The sequence below is a fragment of the Pseudoduganella namucuonensis genome (assembly GCF_900116645.1).
Taxonomy (GTDB): Bacteria; Pseudomonadota; Gammaproteobacteria; order Burkholderiales; family Burkholderiaceae_D; genus Rugamonas; species Rugamonas namucuonensis.
Window position 1 is genome coordinate 269,113 of the sequence record NZ_FPBO01000003.1, and the last position, 18,228, is coordinate 287,340.

At 63.1% G+C, this 18,228-nt stretch carries 12 protein-coding genes; 4 read left to right on the forward strand and 8 right to left on the reverse strand.

Features of this window, described 5'->3' with window-relative positions; genetic code table 11:
• Positions 1 to 79 precede the first annotated feature (79 nt).
• The gene (locus BM436_RS05190; RefSeq protein WP_093554214.1) at positions 80 to 1,219 is read left to right on the forward strand and encodes a hypothetical protein; all 1,140 of its coding nucleotides are present in this window, start codon (positions 80 to 82) and stop codon (positions 1,217 to 1,219) included.
• On the opposite strand, the gene BM436_RS05195 is transcribed toward BM436_RS05190, so the two are convergent.
• Together BM436_RS05195 and guaD are read right to left on the reverse strand one after the other, a co-directional pair.
• The gene (locus BM436_RS05195) at positions 1,213 to 1,614 is read right to left on the reverse strand and encodes a YciI family protein (RefSeq protein WP_093554216.1); all 402 of its coding nucleotides are present in this window, start codon (positions 1,612 to 1,614) and stop codon (positions 1,213 to 1,215) included. The two genes, BM436_RS05190 and BM436_RS05195, sit on opposite strands and share 7 nt — an antisense overlap.
• Before the next feature lie 90 nt (positions 1,615 to 1,704).
• Positions 1,705 to 3,102, reverse strand: coding sequence for a guanine deaminase (gene guaD, locus BM436_RS05200; protein WP_093554218.1), 1,398 nt, complete (start codon positions 3,100 to 3,102; stop codon positions 1,705 to 1,707).
• Positions 3,103 to 3,357: 255 nt separating this feature from the next.
• Here guaD and BM436_RS05205 point away from each other — a divergent pair, with 255 nt between their 5' ends.
• From BM436_RS05205 to BM436_RS05215, 3 genes are all read left to right on the forward strand, one after another.
• Positions 3,358 to 5,424 carry a YHYH protein gene (locus BM436_RS05205; protein ID WP_093554220.1) on the forward strand — a complete coding sequence of 689 codons (2,067 nt, stop codon included), beginning with the start codon at positions 3,358 to 3,360 and terminating at the stop codon, positions 5,422 to 5,424.
• Positions 5,424 to 6,533, forward strand: coding sequence for a HupE/UreJ family protein (locus BM436_RS05210; RefSeq protein ID WP_093554222.1), 1,110 nt, complete (start codon positions 5,424 to 5,426; stop codon positions 6,531 to 6,533). The genes BM436_RS05205 and BM436_RS05210 overlap by 1 nt, the downstream gene beginning before the upstream one ends.
• Before the next feature lie 594 nt (positions 6,534 to 7,127).
• The gene (locus tag BM436_RS05215; RefSeq protein ID WP_093554224.1) at positions 7,128 to 8,531 is read left to right on the forward strand and encodes a TIGR03013 family XrtA/PEP-CTERM system glycosyltransferase; all 1,404 of its coding nucleotides are present in this window, start codon (positions 7,128 to 7,130) and stop codon (positions 8,529 to 8,531) included.
• Positions 8,532 to 8,587: 56 nt separating this feature from the next.
• Here the strand turns inward: BM436_RS05215 and BM436_RS05220 are convergent, their stop codons facing one another.
• From BM436_RS05220 to BM436_RS05245, 6 genes are all read right to left on the reverse strand, one after another.
• The gene (locus BM436_RS05220) at positions 8,588 to 9,601 is read right to left on the reverse strand and encodes a polysaccharide deacetylase family protein (protein ID WP_093554226.1); all 1,014 of its coding nucleotides are present in this window, start codon (positions 9,599 to 9,601) and stop codon (positions 8,588 to 8,590) included.
• A gap of 2 nt (positions 9,602 to 9,603) precedes the next feature.
• Positions 9,604 to 11,340 carry an arsenate reductase/protein-tyrosine-phosphatase family protein gene (locus BM436_RS05225; protein ID WP_177306961.1) on the reverse strand — a complete coding sequence of 579 codons (1,737 nt, stop codon included), beginning with the start codon at positions 11,338 to 11,340 and terminating at the stop codon, positions 9,604 to 9,606.
• On the reverse strand, positions 11,337 to 12,431 hold the full coding sequence (locus tag BM436_RS05230; protein ID WP_093554230.1) for a glycosyltransferase family 2 protein: 1,095 nt from the start codon (positions 12,429 to 12,431) through the stop codon (positions 11,337 to 11,339). Before BM436_RS05230 ends, BM436_RS05225 begins: the two co-directional genes overlap by 4 nt.
• A gap of 128 nt (positions 12,432 to 12,559) precedes the next feature.
• On the reverse strand, positions 12,560 to 14,017 hold the full coding sequence (locus BM436_RS05235) for an oligosaccharide flippase family protein (protein WP_093554232.1): 1,458 nt from the start codon (positions 14,015 to 14,017) through the stop codon (positions 12,560 to 12,562).
• A 36-nt stretch (positions 14,018 to 14,053) separates the two neighbouring features.
• Positions 14,054 to 14,971 carry a glycosyltransferase family protein gene (locus BM436_RS05240; protein ID WP_143132974.1) on the reverse strand — a complete coding sequence of 306 codons (918 nt, stop codon included), beginning with the start codon at positions 14,969 to 14,971 and terminating at the stop codon, positions 14,054 to 14,056.
• 190 nt (positions 14,972 to 15,161) lie between these two features.
• A complete protein-coding gene (locus BM436_RS05245) occupies positions 15,162 to 18,014 on the reverse strand; it encodes a DUF4214 domain-containing protein (RefSeq protein WP_143132975.1) in 2,853 nt (950 codons plus the stop codon).
• Between the last annotated feature and the right edge of the window lie 214 nt (positions 18,015 to 18,228).

The following is an 18,228-nucleotide window of genomic DNA, read 5'->3' on the forward strand; positions in this document are numbered from 1 at the left end:
CTTGCGCATACCGGCTGCGGTTTCCCGGTCGCGCCAGCAGAGTCAAGCGGTTACGGATTGTTAACCGGGAGGCTCAAGCATGTTGGACAGAGTTGTCTATTCCCGCCACGCGTCCCTGCTCATCCTGCTAGCGCTGTACTGGATGGTCGCCGCGGCCGCGATGTCCGGTTTTGCGGGAAAGTGGGCGTTCCGCGACGGCGAAACGCAGTTCGGCATCGAACTCGTGCTGGACGACGCGGCCCGCAAGCCGTTCGCCTATCGCCGGCTGGCCCCGGAGCTCGCCGACATGGCGCAAGAGTTCACTCCGCCCGCGGCGCGGAACTATCTGTCGGCCAAGCTCGGCCCCGGCCTCACCTTCGCGCGCGCCGCCGCGTCGGTCAAACCGGCCTATCAGTTCCGCTATGTCGTCATTTACTACCTGTGCTTCGTCGCTTTGCTGGGGAGCCTGTTCGTCTTGCGCGGCGTCTTGCTCGAGCTGGGCGTGCGGCGCCAGCATGCCGTCTTCGCGCCGCTTGCGTTTGTGCTGGCGTTTCCCTACCTCGAAACGGTGGGCGGCTATTTCTATGACTGCCTGGAGCTGTTCTTCCTCGCGACGGCCATGCTGCTCGCCTTGCGCCGCCATTGGCTGTTGCTGGTCGCGCTGGCGCTCCCGGCGACCTTGAACAAGGAATCGTTCTTCTTCTTCCTGCCGACCCTCTATCCCCTGATCCGCGACCGGGGCGGCCGCGGGACGGCCCTGCTGGCCACCGGCGCGGCCATGCTGCTGGCGGGGCTGGTCAACGCCGCGATCAAATGGTCGTATCTCGACGCGGAAGGCGGCGCCGCGCATTTCCAGCTGCTGAACAATGTCTACAATTACGCGCGCCCGCGCGCCTATCTCCAGGCCGAGCTGACATACGGCGTGGTCGGCCCCAGCGGCGCGTTCGCCGGCGTCCTGATGCTGATCGCCGTCATCGCCCTGCGCGGCTGGCTGTCCTGCCCGGCGGGGATGCGGCGCCACCTGCTGCTTGCGGCCTGCGTCAACGTCCCGCTGTTTCTCGCCTTCTGCGCGCCCGGCGAACTGCGCAACCTCAGCATCCTGTTCCCCGGCTTTGTGGTCCTGGTCGCCCATGCGATGGAAAAGAGCCAGGTGGCGCGTCGGGAAGGAACGAAGCCCGACCGGTCCGGGCTGGAGCCTGTGGCGCGGCCGCAAGCCCATCTTCGCCCCGGGCGTTACTGAGCGGACTTGCGCTGCAAGGCCACCGCGTAGGGATGCAGCGTGGCCGTCATCACCCCCGCCACCACGGCGGGATCGGCTTCCATGAAGGCCTTGGCGGCGGCGTCGTCCGCCGCTTCGAAGATCACCAGGCCGAAGGTCTTGTCCAGGTCCTCGGTGCTGCGGCCGGCCAGGATCACCTGGCCGCTGTCGGCCGCCTTCTTGAGGCGCTCGAAGTGGCGCGAGGTGGCGGCCTTGTCGGCGTCGCTCCATTTGGCGGGGTCCTGCAGTGGCGGCGCCACCCGCAGCATGTACAGGTATTGCCTGGGCTTGGCGGCGGTTTGCGCGCTGGCGGTGGGAGCGGCCGCGATGGCGGCGGCCAATGCGGGAAGCAGGAGAAGCCTGGTCAGTGATTTCATGTTCCGCCTTGTCGGTGAGTTCGGCGCGCCCGGCGCCACCCTTGTATGGTGACGCCGGGCGGAGCACGCGTCAACGGGCCGTTTGGGCCATTAGTTGTAGCCGTAGTCGTAGTTGTAGCCGCCGGTGGTGCCGGTGGTCACGGTCTGGCGCTTGCCCATCAGGTAGGTCTTCTCGATGGCGCGGTCGTCACCCAGCGTTTGCAGCACGAACAGCTTGTCCACGATGCTGGTGGCGCGCTGCATGCGGAACTTCAGCAGGTCGGTGGCGTTCGGGTTCACCACGATGAAGTCCGCCTCGTTGCCGACCTTGAAGCTGCCGATCTTGTTGTCCAGGTCCAGCGCCTTGGCCGCGCCCAGCGTGGCCAGGTAATAAGCCTTCAGCGCCGTCAGCGGTTCGCGTGTGGACGGGTCCTCGGCGTAGGCCTTGTGCAGCTGGATCACCTTGTACGCCTCGTTCATGGTCTGCAGCGCCGAGAAGCTGGTGCCGGCGCCGACGTCCGTACCCAGGCCCACGTGCACGCCGTAGTCCTCGGCCTTCTGCAGGTCGAACAGGCCGCTGCCCAGGAACAGGTTGGAGGTCGGGCAGAAGGCCACGGCGGACTGGGTCTGCGCCAGCGACGCGAACTCGTCGTCGCGCAGGTGCACGCCGTGCGCGTAGACCGAGCGCTTGCGCGACAGGCCGAAGCTGTTGTACACGTCCAGGTAGCCGTTCGAGGACGGGAACAGTTCCTGCACCCAGGCGATCTCGCCCTTGTTCTCGGACAGGTGGGTGTGCATGTACACGTCCGGGTATTCCTGCAGCAGGCGGCCGGCCTCGGTCAGCTGCGCCGCCGTGGAGGTGGGCGCGAAGCGCGGCGTGACGGCGTACAGCGCGCGACCGTTCTTGTGCCAGCGCTGGATCAGCGCCTTGCTGTCCGCGTAGGAGGTGGCGGGCGTGTCCAGCAGCCAGGACGGCGCGTTGCGGTCCATCATGACCTTGCCGGCGATGATGCGCATATTGCGCGTCTGCGCCTCCTCGAACAGCGCGTCCACCGATTGCGGATGCACGGTGCCGAACACCAGCGCGGTGGTGGTGCCGTTGCGCATTAATTCATTCAAGAATGTTTTTGCGACACCCTTGGCGTAGGTTTTATCGGAGAATTGTTTTTCGGTCGGGAAGGTGTAGGTATTCAACCATTCCAATAACTGTTGGCCAAAGGAGCCAATCATTTCCGTTTGCGGATAATGCACGTGGCTGTCGATAAAGCCCGGCATGATCAGCCGCCCGGAATAATCGATGACTTGCGCCTGGTAATTGCTGGAGATAATCGTGGAGGCGGGGCCGATGGCCTTGACCTTGCCGTCCGAGCCCACCAGCAGGGCGCCGTCCTCGTAGTATTCATAGGGGTTCTGGCTCGTGGCAGGGTCCGCCACGAAATGCAATACCGATCCCCGGTATATTGTCTGTTGTTGATATTGCGCAAATGCCGGAACGGCGGCGGTTAACATTAAAGCGGATACCAGGGCTGCATAGCACTTTGATAGTTTCACTTATAAGTCTCCATTTAAATTGTTGTGGCGGAGTTAATGCCGCAGCAAAATTTACTGGAGTCGAATTAATACGTTATATTCAACGGATTATGTGGCATTAATTCTGCGAATATACTGTTCCGATAAACAACACTCGCGGGCCGCTGCACAATTTCTCCATATTTCCATTCGATAATTGGCGGCAATAACAGACTGCCCACCCTCGGGGGAAACATGAAGGCTCGCACTACCACCACCGCCGCGCTCACCGCGCTCATCCTGGCCGCCTGCGGCGGCGGTTCCGACACGCCTGGCCTCGGCGCCCGCCTGCTTGGCGGCGCAGTGCTGGGCGCCACCGTCGCCGGCAATGGCGTCTCGACCGTCACCTTTTCCGGCAACGCCAGCCGCTACACCATCGCCGCCAGCGGCGCGGGCTACACGGTGACCGACACCGAGGGCGGCGAGGGCGTGGTCGGCGTGACGCGCACGCAACGCCTGCAGTTCGCGGACACCAATGTCACGCTGGATGTGGACGGCATACCCGGCAAGGCCTACCGCCTGTACCAGGCCGCCTTCAACCGCGTGCCGGACGCCGCCGGCCTGGGCTACTGGATCAGCGTGATGGACGACGGCGCCTCCATGAGCAGCGTGGCGGCCTCCTTCATCGCCTCGGCGGAATTCAAGTCGCTGTACGGCGCCAACCCCGGCAACGGCGCGCTGGTCACCGCCTTCTACACCAACGTGCTGCACCGGGCGCCCGAGCAGGCCGGCTACCTGTATTGGCTGGACGTGCTGGACCGCAAGCTGAGCCCGGTGGAGGACGTGCTGGCCAATTTCAGCGCCGGCAAGGAAAACTACGACGCCGTGCTGCCGTCCATACAGGGCGGCATCGGCTATACGCCGCTGAGCCGCGTCGCGGCCGACAGCGTGCCCGGCGCGCCCGTCATCGGCGCGGCCACGGCCGGCAACGGCAGCGCCACGGTGGCGTTCACGGCGCCCGCCTCCAACGGCGGCAAGGCCATCACCGCCTACACCGCCACCTGCGCCGGCGGCGGCGCCAGCAAGTCCGCCACCGGCGCGGGCAGTCCGCTGACGGTGACCGGCCTCGCCAACGGCGTGGCCCACGCCTGCACGGTGAAGGCCGCCAACGCGCTGGGCAGCGGCGCCGCCTCGGCCAGCGTGGGCGTGACCCCGGCCGGGCCGGCCGTCACCGTGCCGGGCGCGCCGGCGATAGGCGCGGCCACCGCCGGCAACGGCAGCGCCAGCATCGCCTTCACCGCGCCCGCGTCCACCGGCGGCGCCGCCATTTCCGGCTATACCGCCAGCTGCGTCGGCGGCGGCGCCACCAGGACCGGCGCCGGCACCGCCAGCCCCGTCGCCGTGACCGGCCTCGTCAACGGCACCGCCTACAGCTGCAGCGTGACGGCCGCCAATTCGGCCGGCAGCGGCGCGGCGTCGGGCACGGTCGGCGTGACGCCGGTGGCCACCACCACCTCCAGCTCGATCACCGGCCACCTGTTCTGCCCGCACAGCGCCAGCGTGCTGAACACCACCGTCAACCTCACCAGCACGGTGGCGATGAGCTGCACCACCAGCCAGCGCACCATCACCGGCAACGGCGTGCCGGACCACGTGATCGGCGCCTTCCCCAACTCGGGCAACCCGAACACGGTCAAGGCCATCACCGTCAAGTTCAGCAACACGCTGAACCCGGCCGTGGCGAGCGCCACCGGCACGGCGGTGGCGCACATCCTCGGCTTCGCCAACAACAGCGTGAAGTTCGACCCGTCCACGGCGGAGAGCTACCAGAACGCGGGCGTGTGGAAGATCGAGGCGCTGAACCAGACTTATTTCCCGTTCGGCGTGGACAGCAGCAACGCCCACGTGCAGCCGGACGGCGCCTACCATTACCACGGCATGCCCGAGGGCTACATCACCAAGCTGAACAAGGGCACCGCGATGACGCTGGTGGGCTTCGCGGTGGACGGCTTCCCGATCTACGCGCGCTACGGCCACAGCACCGCCACCGACGCCGCCAGCGCGGTCAAGGTGATGACGGCCAGCTACCGCATGAAGACCTCGCCGTCGTCCGGCCGGCCGTCGACCGGCATCGCGCCGATGGGCACGTTCACGCAGGACTACGAGTACGTGGCCGGCCTGGGCGACCTGGACGAGTGCAACGGCCGCACCGGCGTCACGCCCGAGTTCCCGAACGGCATCTACCACTACTACATCACCGACGGCTATCCCTACATCCAGCGCTGCGTGAAGGGCACGGCGGCCTCGACCACGGGACCGTGATGGGGCGCCGCGACGACGCCTGGCCGCGCCGCTGGTGGCTGTGGTGCGCCTGGTGCGCCTGGTGCGGCCTCGCGCTGCTGTCGCCCGGTCCCGCGCAAGCGCATCTGGTGGCCGGCGGCCAGGGCGCGATCCGGCTGGTGGGCGACTCGGCCTACGCGGCGATCTCGGTGCCGGCGCGCGCGCTGGCCGGCTACGACGACGACCGCGACGGCCGGATCAGCCGCGCCGAGATCGACGCCCACCGCGACGCGCTGGGCATGCAGCTGTCCGTCATGATCGACCTGCGCAGCGGCGGCCGGCGCGGCCGCGTGGTGTTCGAGGACCTGCTGCTGCCGCACGCCGAGCCGGGCGCGCCCGGCGCCGAGGAGCTGACCGTGCTGCGGCGCTACCAGTGGGACGCCCCCGTCACGGCGCCCAGCGTCGAGTTGCATCTGTTCCACACTCCCGCCACGGCGGACGCGCGGCTGGCGCTGCGCGTGATCGCCGGCGAACGCAGCGAGCTGGCGCTGCTGTCGCGCCAGCGCAACGCGCACCAGTATTTCGCCGGCCCCTGGGCCGTGTTCCGCGACTTCGCCGCCGCCGGCGCCGGGCACATCCTGCTGGGGCCGGACCACCTGCTGTTCCTGCTGACGGTGCTGGCGGCGGGGGCGGGCTGGCGCTACTGGCTGGCGGTGGTCACCAGTTTCACGGTCGCGCACAGCGTCACGCTGGCGCTGTCGGCGCTGGGTTACGTCGGCGCGCCGCCGCGCGTGGTGGAACCGCTGATCGCCGCCAGCATCGTGCTGCTGGCGCTGGACAACCTGCGGCGCGGCGCCGGCGCCGCGCGCCACCGGCCCGCGCTGGTGTTCGCCTGCGGCCTGCTGCACGGCCTGGGCATCGCCACCGCGCTGGTGGACATGGGGCTGTCCGGCGACAACCGCGCGCTCAGCCTGCTCGGGTTCAACCTGGGGGTGGAACTGGGGCAGCTGGCCTTCGTGGCCTGCGCGCTGGGCCTGCTGGCCCTCGCGCGGCGGGCCTCGCCGGCGCCTTGGCGGGCGGGCGCGCCGCGCGCCGGCTCGGCCGTCGCCGCGCTGGTCGGCTGCTATTGGCTGGCCGAGCGCGTGGCCTGAGGCGAAAAGATTGTCCAATACAGAAAATCAGGGCAAAATTAACAATTGTCATTAAAAAACCCGGCGCAAACGTTAAAATCTATTGCCACATTGGACACATCTGTTGTAATATAAGAACTTACCCTGGGCCGTTCCATCACAGCTTTATTTGTTATAAGGCTTGCGTTTCCCGATGAACGCGCCGAGGATAGCGGCAATCCAAAACCAAACTCAGCTGTATTGTCGCGGAACCCCAACGCAATGCTTGCGCTTGAGCTCGTCCTCGCGGACACTAGCTGTTTCGCTGGCGCATTATGCAGTTCGGGCCGGGTACTGACATTCAGATGGACGCCGTGATGAATCATGATTCCGAGCGCGAGGAGGCGTTGTCCCGCGTGCCGCAGCAGCCTGGAGCGCATCGCCATCACCGCGCGTTGTCCCACTCCCACATTCCGCGCCGTTCCGCGCGATCCACCACACGCATCGCCTGCCTCCATCGCCCCCGCAAGGGCGGGAAGCCGGCGTGTTTTCGAAACCATGACGGCGCGGATCCGCGTACGGTCCGCACCTTAATCGCCTTCAGTCGCAGTACGCACGCTGGGGAGGGGAAATAAAATGTTAAGAATATCCAATCACTATGTGTCGAAAGTCGCGTTCAGCCTGCTGTTCGTGGAAGTCCTCATATTGATAGGGGCATTCTATGCCGGTTCCGCCATCCGCTTTTTTGATGGCGACGACTTCATGTTGCCGAAACTGGATCATTTCCTGATCTCGGCCTGCGTGTTCGCCGCCTCGGTGGTGTTCAGCATGAGCGCGCTGGGCATGTACCAGCTCAATTTCAACGAGGGGCTGCGCAATCCCTTCTTCCTGAAGCTGATGCCGTCGTTCGCCATGGGGTTCGGCATCCTGACGCTGGTGTTCTACATCGCGCCGGAACTGTATTTCGGCCGCGGCATCCTGTTGCTGGTGTTCCTGATCGCCGCCGTCGGCATCCTGGCCGCGCGCACCATCTTCTTCACGACCTCGGAGTTCCGCTTCCTGGAGTCGCGCATCATGTTCCTGGGCATCGGTCCGCTGGCCAAGGAATGCGGCGACCTGGCCTTGCGCACCGCCAGCTACCACAAGTACGACGTGGCCGGCTACGTGGCCATGCCGGCCGAGGAGTGCCTGGTGCCGTCGGCGTCCGTGCTGCAGGTCGAGCCCGGCATGTCGCTGGTCAACTTGGCGCGCAAGCACAACGTCAGCGAGATCGTGGTGTCGGTGCAAAACCGCCGCGGCGGCACTTTTCCGATCCGGGAATTGCTGGAATGTAAGTTGTTTGGCGTCAAGGTGACCGACGCGGCCACCTTCTTCGAGCGCGAAACCTGCCAGATCCGGGTCGAATCGCTGCAGCCGAGCTGGCTGGTGTTCGGCGGCGGCTTCGACCAGAGTTTCGTGCGCACCTTCATGAAGCGCACCTTCGACATCATCGTCAGCACCATCATCCTGGCGCTGACCATGCCGGTGATGCTGATCACCGCCGCGCTGGTGCGGCTGGAGGACGGCGGCCCGGTGTTCTACAGCCAGGAGCGCACCGGCAAGGGCGGCCGGCCGTTCAAGGTGCACAAGTTCCGCAGCATGGGCACCAACGCTGAAAAGGGCGGCAAGCCGCAGTGGGCCGCGCTGAACGACCCGCGCGTGACGCGCGTGGGCGACTTCATCCGCAAAGTGCGCATCGACGAGCTGCCGCAGCTGTGGAACGTGTTCAAGGGCGAGATGAGCTTTGTCGGCCCCCGTCCCGAGCGGCCCTATTTCGTCGAGCAGCTGATCGCCGACATCCCGTACTACAACGTGCGCCACAGCATCAAGCCCGGCATCACCGGCTGGGCCCAGGTGCGCTACGGCTACGGCGCCTCCGTCGAGGACGCGGTGCAAAAGCTGCAGTACGACCTGTATTACGTGAAAAACAACAGCCTGTTCCTGGACCTGCTGGTGCTGATCGACACCTTGAAGGTGGTCATGTTCGGCAGCGGCCGGTAGGCAGTGCGTTCGCCAGAGAGCCCGCTGGCGTTGAACTACCCCGTCCGGCTTGCCGCCTATCCTACTTGCTTAGCCATTGCCGCGCGCACTTGGGATAGACTCAAAAAAACTCCCCCCAGCTCCTGTTGGAACCAAGTGCAATAGCTTCGAATCGATTCCACGAACTGCGCCAGATCGGCGGCGCTGCGTACATATGGGGTGTGCCCAGGTACCAGTGACGGACTGTGATAGGTTAGGGAATAGACTTGGCAGCCGGTTCGCATCAGCGCTTGTGTCAGACGCATCATGTCGCCCGCAGTGGCTCCCTCCGGGCTGAGACGGATACGCTCGAGTCCGCGGGTGCGTGCCAGAATGCCGCCAAGCTTGACTGTCTTGGCCCACGATTGTTGGGTAATCGGATATATCGCGGGGCCCGAATTGCGCAACCAGCCACAAAAACCGGCAGTGACCGGCAATTCCAGCAAATCACCGCCGCCCGCCGTGAACCAGTAAGGATGTTCGTCAAATGCTGAGAAGTCTGGGCCGCCATCTATCGTGAATGCAGTGTACGGCACGACGCTGGCGTCAATCTGGTAACCGAGCGACGCAATGATCTCCGCCGTGTTAGGCCCCACCCCATATCGTCCGGCCTTGAAGGCGACCGGAGACCGCTGGAACGCATCTGTTATCGCAGAAGTCAACAGGCGAAGTTTGTCGTATTCCAGTTGACGCGGTAGATTGCCGGCATAGGAATTGAACGGCGAAACGGTCTCTTCGTATGGTGGCGATACCCACGGATGCAGGTGGGTGCCGATTTCACACTGCCCCGCCTTCATCAAGGCATGTAGTGTGGCGATGGACTGCGGGGTGGTAGCCACCGGCCAGTCAACCATATAGGTTGGCACAATGCCTAGCCGGTCATAAACCCTCTCGTGAATGTGCGGTTGGCCGCTGATTGACGTGGTTCCCACACTGCCACGGTTGAATGGCTGGTCCCAGGCGAACTCCTCCTCGGTGTCGACTATGACCAGTAAGACAGGTGGATGGTCAGGGCGCAGGCGTGCTGTGGTGTTCGGGTTAGGCAGCAACATGTTTAACGGTTCCGTTGATTCGAGAACGCGACCCGGGCCAGTCTTTCAAGGCTGGCGTCGATACGCTGGAAAGTTGTCAGGAAGGTGGCTTCGGATTTACCTTCGGGATCCGGAATCTCAACTTGATCCCCTGCATCTCCCGCCTCCCCCAGCAGGAAAACCTGTCCCTTTAGTTCGGGGTAGCGTGCGGCGATACTGCGCAAATTAATGTGGTCAAATGCAATTATCAAGTGAGCTTGCGACAGCAGTTCGGCTGTAGCGTGCCGCGACAAGTGAGCGGTCAGGTCCACGCCATGGCGCGTGGCGGCGCTGATTGCAACGGCCGGGGATGGGCGGCGGTTGCGGGGTAGCATGCCAGCCGAATCAAAGGAATAGCGCGCACTGCGCGTGGCGAATATTTGCCGCGATTTTTGTTCGGCATAACTGCTGCGATTGATGTTGCCCTGGCATACAAATAGGATCCGTATCGTTTCCGCCGGCGATGCCGATATCTCCTGCATTCGGCGTTCAAGCGCCTTGGTTGGCGCGACCGGGCCTCGTATTCTGGTCTTCAACGATCGCATCTGGGTGAGCACCAGTTCCCCCAACTCCCGTAAACCGGGCCGTGGGTCATTCCAGACCCCCACGTCGTGATGTTCGCGTCCCAGCAGCAGTCGATGGAACCCCCATAGCCAGCCAGCCCAATGCCCGAGCAACTGGCCGGGCCGCGCTGGAAGTGTCGCTGCCCTTTTTCTGGCCTGCCAAAGATCGAGTACCAAGTTGCGGCCGTAATGACCGATGGGATACGGGACCTGCGGCGTGCGCTCACCATGCACCATGAGGCGATACAACCGATACGGAAAATCGACACCGATCGACACAGGCAGGGGCAGCGATCCCCAAGGACGAGCGTTGACTTCGATGAGTATCCAGGCGCCGCTTCGCTCGTCGACCTTAAATTCGAACATGGCGAGCCCAGTGTAAGCAGTGGCTGCCGTCATGCGGCCGACCGCAGCGAGCCGCTCGGGATCAAGCGGCGCACTCTTGCGATAATAACTGCTGCCATCGAGTTCGTTCGCCCGGTGATGCTCGAACGCCTGCAAAATCGTGCCTTCGTGGCACAGCACGGACACACCGATGCCGAAGCCCGGAAACATCGCCTCCAGTAATATCGGTTCGCAGCCGGCAACTCGATTGGCAAGCCAAGCTTCCAGACTCGTTTGGTCCGGCACGATCCTGGTGCTGGTCCGGACATACAGCTCCGGCAACGCGTACGACTTGGGGTGCTTGACCACAACCGGCAAGTTTAGCGATGCCGCAATGCTGCCAGCGGTATCATCCGATTGCAGCATGCGGCCATTCGCCACAGGGACGCCGCAGCGCTCCGCCAATTGGCGCGTTTTGACTTTGTCGAAAAAGATCTCCAATGGATCCGGGGAGGGAATCGCCAAGGAACACAAAGCGCCTAACGTGTCGCGGTGGAGGCATAGCGGCAGCAATCCGCGCTCGTCGCATGGAATGATCAATGAGAACGCTTGGGTACGCACCAGGCGAGTTATAGCCTCCAACCATCCGGCCCCGCCGTCCAGATAATATGGCAGATGATGAATGGCGCTGATGTGGCGTGAACTTAGTGTTGGAGCATTGAAGTCGAACGGCGCGACATGGACTTCGATGCCTTTGCGGCCAAGTGAACGCACCGTGGTCAGGAAGCTGCGCGTGTCGTCGCCCAAGACCAGAACTTTATCCTTCCCACTCATGGTGTCAATCTCCGCAGAATACTCCTTACCATCAATAAAATCGTGTATCCAGTCCACTTGATCGACGCGCGCGCAGCCAGTGCGCGTCGCGCATACTGCAGAGCCATTGTATGGTTCCCCTGCTCTGAGAAATGCAACGACAGATGGCGCCAAATATCGCCCTCGTAACCGAGGCATAATGCCTTGATGGCGTGGTCACGAGTGTTAATGGCTATATGCTGAGATACCAGCACAGAAATGCTCCATCGTTCTACTTGGGAAAAACTGCTTGACAAATTGCTTTGGCGGCTGTGGTCTGGGATATTGTGCTGCCCAATGATGGTGGGGTTGAAGCAGATCTCCCTGGCGGCGTCCGCCGCACGCCAGTAGAAGTCGCGATCCTCTTCGTACGTGGTGCGCGTCCAAAATCCGCCGATCGCTCGTGCTGTTGTGGTTCGCAACGCCAATATGTTAAGTTGGGCGAAGCCGCCGCCGCGCGTGAGCTCGGCAACCGTCACCAGATACCCTTGGCGATCTGCGCGCTCCTTCCCGCGCATGATTCCGACTAGCCCGGGCAGCCATTCCGCCATGACGACGGCGCCGTTGGTCGACACTGCAGTCTGATTGGCGATATACATGTCCAGCGACGGCCGCGCCGCAAATGTGGCGGCGGCAGTTTCAAGATGTCCGTCATCCGTCCAGAAGTCGTCATCGTCACAGAACGTGACGATTGTGCCGGAAGCGGCCGCTATGCCCAAATTACGCGTTACGGACGGCCCGAGCGGCGCACCGCCCGCCTCGCCGACGCAGCGCAGAATGAAGCGTGGATCGAGTTGATCCCATAGCTGGGCATAAGCTTGGCGCACGTCCGCAGTGGAAGAGTCATCGATTACAATCACTTCAAACGCGCGATAGGACTGTGACAGAATCGATTGGAGGGCGCGCGCCAGCAAGGCGGGGCGATTGCGAGTCGGTACTATGATGGAAACGCCGCACGGAGATTCTGCCTCCGCGCACCTTTGAGCTTCATCAGCGGAATTTGGGGCAGCTCCTGGGACCAGCAATTCTTCGCCTCTATTAATGAGAGCCGATGCCGACTGAATAATCGGCATCAAACCCGACCATGCTATCACATCGATAATATATTGGATACGGAAACATATCTGCGGTCCAGACTGCCGGCCACCCAGCGGTGAACCCGTGCCTGGCCTGACCGGCACGCGTACTTGGCGCAAGGCGACTACTTATGCGTTTTTTTTTGCAACCTGGCTTGGATTGCATATCCCAGTCGATGCACCTCGGGCAGGATGGGGTGGGTAGTCAGGCGCAACGCGGCATACCATACGAGCATAATTGGCAAAGCCATGATGCATAGTTGCGCCGCAGCGGGCACGCTGTCTGGCAATACCAGTATGGCCACTTCAGCCGTCGCGACGCAGGCCAGAGTGACGATGGCGCTTGGTGAGACCGCCCGCGCCAGGGCGGCGGTTTCGAGCTTGAAATGGCGCGATTGCTGAACTGCCATCATGGGGGCCGTCGCCATGGTCGCCAGACAGATCGTCCAGGCAAACGTGTCCAGTCGACCGTCGAACAATAGCGCACCAAAGGCGATTCTTGAGAGTAAGGTAATCATCACGGGTACCGCACCGAGATATGGCCGGCCGATCGCTGTCAGCGCCATCGGCGTAAAGTGAAACAGCATACCGATCATCCCGGCAAGAGCTAATGGGAGGATGGCTGGCACTGAGTCAAGCCAGGCGTGGCCGTATAGTGCGAGTGTGATTTCGCGGCCTAGCGCAGCTGTGAGTGCCAACGCCGGCCAACCTATCCCGGTAAGCAGCGAGATTGCGTGACTCAGCATCGGTGCCAAAGGTTCGCCCCGGTGATGAGCTTGGGAAAGATAAGAGACGGAGCCGTAGCTGACGGTGCCGCCGGCGACATATGCGAAGATCGCCACGGTTGAATTCGCGCGGCTAAGTAGTCCCACGGCATGGGCACTGCCTAGTTTGCCCAGCAAAAGGTCCGGCACTGCATTGTTCAGGGCAATAGTGCAGTTGGATACCAGACTCCCGAGCCCGAACCGTGCCACGCCACTCCAGTGCTGGAACGCGGGCAGCCACGGTAAGCCCTTGGGCCGCAGCGGAATGTACATCAACGCGCATGCGACAATGTTGATCAGATTCGCCCAAGCCAAGCTCATGCTGCCCAGGCCCAGTTTAGCGAGCCCCACGCAGCTGATACAAAAACTGACGGTGCCCACTGTGTTGATGAGCGCTTGTTTGTCCGCAGCCAACTCCCGTGTCAGGAGCGCATTGCCGATCGCGCCAAACGGGATCAGCAGGAAACCGGCGGCGAAAACGTGCATCACTGGCGCCATTTGAGGTTCGCTGAACCATCGGCTAATGTAACCGCTTGCCCCAAACAGCAGGGCTGCAAGCAGCCACGACGTAGCCAATGCGACGCCGAAGGCAGACCTGATTTTATCGGGAGTTAGATCCGGTTCGCGCTGAATATAGGAACCAACCCCGAAATCGCGAAAGATGTGCGCAATGTTGACCAGCACGACCGTCATCGAAAACACGCCGATTTCGCTTGGGCTAAGGATGCGAGCCACTAAAACGCTTGTGATGAATTTGAGCAGCGCGGCGCCGGATGAGGAACAAAAAGTAATGAACAGCGAACGCCGCAAACTAGCCATGGTGACGCACCTTGGGCGCGGCCGATTGCGGCCGCATCAGGTCGGTCTCAACTGGTCGATCGCGTGCGCGGTCACCGTCGCGTACTTGCTGTTGGTGAAGCGCATCGAGCCGATGAAGTGATAGAAGGCCGTAATGTCGCTTGCCTTGTCCGGGGTGCCGAATTTTGGAAACGGCAACGCCGCGGTGCCACGCGCGTTGGCCGCCAAGTAATTCGACGTCACTTGCTCGGTACCCCAGCGTGTCCAATCCTTTCCCAGCTTGCTTGTCATGCGGCGCGAAAAATCGAGCATATTTTCCCTGAGGGTGGCGGTCGGCGGAAAGCCCGTGAAGCCCGAGCAGCCACGCACATAGCGGGTATTTTCGGGTAGGCCGACATTGATCATTTCGGTTTCCGACATGCTCTGGATATGAGCGTTCGGCCCCAACCAAGGCAATGCGCGGGCACGTGTCTCGCCCAAAGAGCTCAGGGGCGTGCTAACGGCTTCCCCCAGGACAAAGCCCGCAAGCCGATGCACCGCCTCGCGCACTTCGGGAATCGGCTGGATGGTGACCGTGTCCGCGTCTAACTGAATCACATAGTCGTCCTGAGCGTAACCGGTTATGGCAAACAGTCTTTCCCAGGTTCCTCCGCGAGGGATATCCGGGTGCGTGAATTCGTCCGCGCGCCGCAATTCCAAGTGCGGCACATGCCGCATCAAAATTGCACGGTCCTGCTCATCGATTGACGGATCGCACACCACCACTATGCGGGCGGGATTCAAAAAGTGGGTAAAGGACTTGACCGCAACTAGATATGACATCACGTCGCGCTTTTGCACCATGGAAAGCAGGATAAATGGTTCGACGCCTTTTTCCATAGGGCGCGTGGTCAGGATTCGTGCTGCGCCACGCATGTAGTGCCAGCGAAAATAGTCCCGCTTTAAACGTTGAATGGCGGAATGAATTAGTGACATCGAGATAGCTCCCTTTCTGGCTTGACCACGCGTCGCGCAGATCGCGCGACGGGTGATGTGAACCAGTATTATAAGTTGACAGCTCGCACAAATATTGCAATTTGGGCAGAATTATTGCGGGCCGCCCGGAGCGGTGACTTCGACCAGTGCGGCGCCCCCATCCCGTCGCGGCGCTGGTCATGCTAGCATCCTATCGGGGAAGGATCGCGAATTGGGGCCCGGTGCTATAGTCCGGTTTGACTGATCGGTTGGCGAAAATCGTCCATGCCGCACGCGCATTTGGAATGCCGCTCGACGCGGCAACCGCGAGCGCAGGTTGCATGTTGGACGGGTAGCCAAGGTTTGACCCGGCATAGCCCAGCATCTGGCCTTTGGCCCAAGTGCGTTTGCCTGCGGCCGTGCGCCAATCAGCTTGGGCCTGACTGCCGCAGGGCTGAGTCAAGTAAGGCAGGCCCAACGGATGGGTAACAACGTTGCCATCGTCGTCCTTGATGGCGCCTTCCTTGAAGGTGGCCGCGTATGCTTCCGCGAACGTGGCGAAGATTTGTCGGCTAGTGGTGTTGCGCACATACATATAGTAAGGCGCGCCTTCTACCCAGCAATAACCAAGTGCCGTCATCCTGCCAACGGGGAACTTGGCTTTCCAGCGCAAGATGGGCTCGGCTTTGGCGTAACCCAATTCGGCCAGATAGCCGAAGCTCCAAGTAAAGAAGTCATCTTGCCATGGTGCGGATTGTTCTGAAGCGAATGCCCCTGGACCGGAACCATCATAGACCCCGAGCGCATTCGGATTGCCCGTTACATAGGTCGTGTGGTAGAACTCAAGATTATCGCTCAGCTGGTTGTTGAAATAGGCCTTCATATAATGCGTGTCCGGCGTGATGTAGGCCGCATGTCCCAAAGTGCGCAATGACCAGGCCTGACCGCGCAATTGTTGCCAGCGCACCAGGCCCTTGCCGGCATGTGCGCCCGGATCTGTGCCGGTTGGGTTCCAGGCCGCCCAGAATTGCAGTTCTTCTAGGTAAAAGTGGTCGCCCGTCACCAGGTAAGGCAGGAAGGCCATCGACGGCTGGTGCGCGGTGTCCGGCGTGTACGGCGTGCTGCACATCGACCAGTCGTTGTTGGCGCAGCGCGGCACCGGCAGCGGGCCGCGGTGGTTCAGGTTGCCGTGCGTGGAGATCATCTTGTTGACCGCGTTGTCCAGGCGGATCGGATGGCCGGTGGCGTCGTCGCGGTAGTGGATCGACCAGGTGCCGGAGCCGTCCGCCACTTCCATCATGGATTGCTTGGCGCGCGCGTCCATCGTCAGCAGGTACATGACGGACCAGCTGGGCAGGGGGCCGATGTCGGGCCGGCCGCCGCTGGTGGGCATGTATTCCTTGAGCGCGCCGATCTTCATCGGGCCGATCTTGGCCGCCGTCAGCGCGGTGCTGGCCAGCGTGGTCAGCGCGGCCTCCTTGGTGACGATGCCCTGGTCGTAATTGGGCACCGCCTTGGACGCGATCAGGTAGGCGGTGTTGTGCCGCAGGTGCACGGCCGGCCCGCCGGCGGGATTCCACCACAGGTATTTGTGCCAGCGGGAATGGTGGTAATGCGTCATCCCGGTCTGGCTGTAGGCCGCGCGGCCGTCGATCTGCACGTTGACGTCGTAGCTGTAGTTCCGCGGGGCGGCGGTGAAGGTCTTGTTGTTCTCGACGATGACCTCGATGCGCGCCGTCTTGGACAGGCCGTTGTACCAGCGCACGCCGAAACGCGCGGTCAGGTGCGGGTGCACCGCGCCGGCGGCGGTTTTCAGCGGCGCGCCGGCGATCCACTCGTTGACCACGGGGCCGGACAGCCAGCGCACCGGCGACGCCGTCAGCAGCGCGTCGCGCAGGGCGGCGCTGTACTGCACGCCGTTCACCGTCAGCGCCACGCTGCCGGTCAGGCCGGCGCTCAGCAGGGCTTGCGGGGTGACGGTCGACGGGGTGGTGGCCGGGCCGGACTTGGCCAGCGTCAGCACCTGGGTCTGGCCGGCGGCCAGCTTGGGCACCACGCCGGACACGATGGCGTGGCGCACCGAGCCGTCGTCATGGGTGGCCTTGACGTCCATTTGCAGCGCGACCGCGCTGCCGTCGGCCAGCTTGCCGGCCAGGCCCTCCTTCGGCAGCAACTGGCCCTTGACGAAGATCTGGCCGAACGTCACCGGCACGCTGGTCTGGGCGGCGCCGGTGTTCTGCACCTTGATGTCGGTCAGCACCTTGCCGGTGGCGACCAGGGTCTCGTAGCCCGCCGGGGCCAGCGTGGTCACGGTGGCGGCCACCGCCGGCTGGAAATCGACCACCGTGGTGACGGCGTTGACCATGCCCAGCATGGTGCGCGCGCTGGCGTTGGCGTCGTTGCCGTTGTACGAGGCGTTGAGCCTGGCCTCGCTGATGGCGGCCGTGAAACTGTTGGCCACCTCGATCTTGTTGTTGACGACGTCGATGTCCTCCGCCTGCGCGCCGGCCATGATGGCCAGCGCCGCGAAGGTGCGTGTGATGGCGGCCGATTCAACCAGGCCGCGCCAGTAGTTTTTACCCGCCATGTCAGGCTCCTTCCCGAAAATATTACGGTAGATCGCGGTGATGAACTCGTCGTTGTCGCCGGAATACAGGTCCTTGGACTCCTGGCTGGCGCCGAAGGAGTCGACCAGGCCGCGCACCGTCGCGCTGCCGGCGTAGGCGGCGGTCAATCCGGGCAGCGTGGCCGGCACGGCGGCCCGGCGGAACTGGCCCGCCCAATAGGCGAGGCCGGCCGGATCGGCGGGCCGGCCGAAGTATGCGATGTAAATACGCTGCACGACTTCATGATAGGCCTCATCGGTGGAGGCGGCCTGCACCGTTGGCGCGACGCCGCCCTGCACCGCGCCGCCCATCAGGCGGGCGGCGGCGGGCGCCGGCGCCACGGCGGCGTCGTTGCCGCCGCCGCAGGCGGCCAGCAGGGCGCCGGCCAGCGCGGCGGCCGTCAGCCGGCCCGGCGCGCGCGCCAGGCCCAGCGTAAGGTGTTGTAAGTAAGCAAACATTTGCATGACAATATAGGGGACAATGTGGAGCGGGCCGAACCGCGCGGATCGCGCCGGCCGGTGGCGACGGGTTGTGCGAAGTTTTCTCGGGCCAATTTTACCCCGGCAAGTCTATGCCCGCAGGAATTATTGCGTTGTGGAAGGCCAAGTGCCATACAGAAACAACAGTTAATTGTCATTAAAATCCGCTAACTTGGGACGAATGCATGGCAAT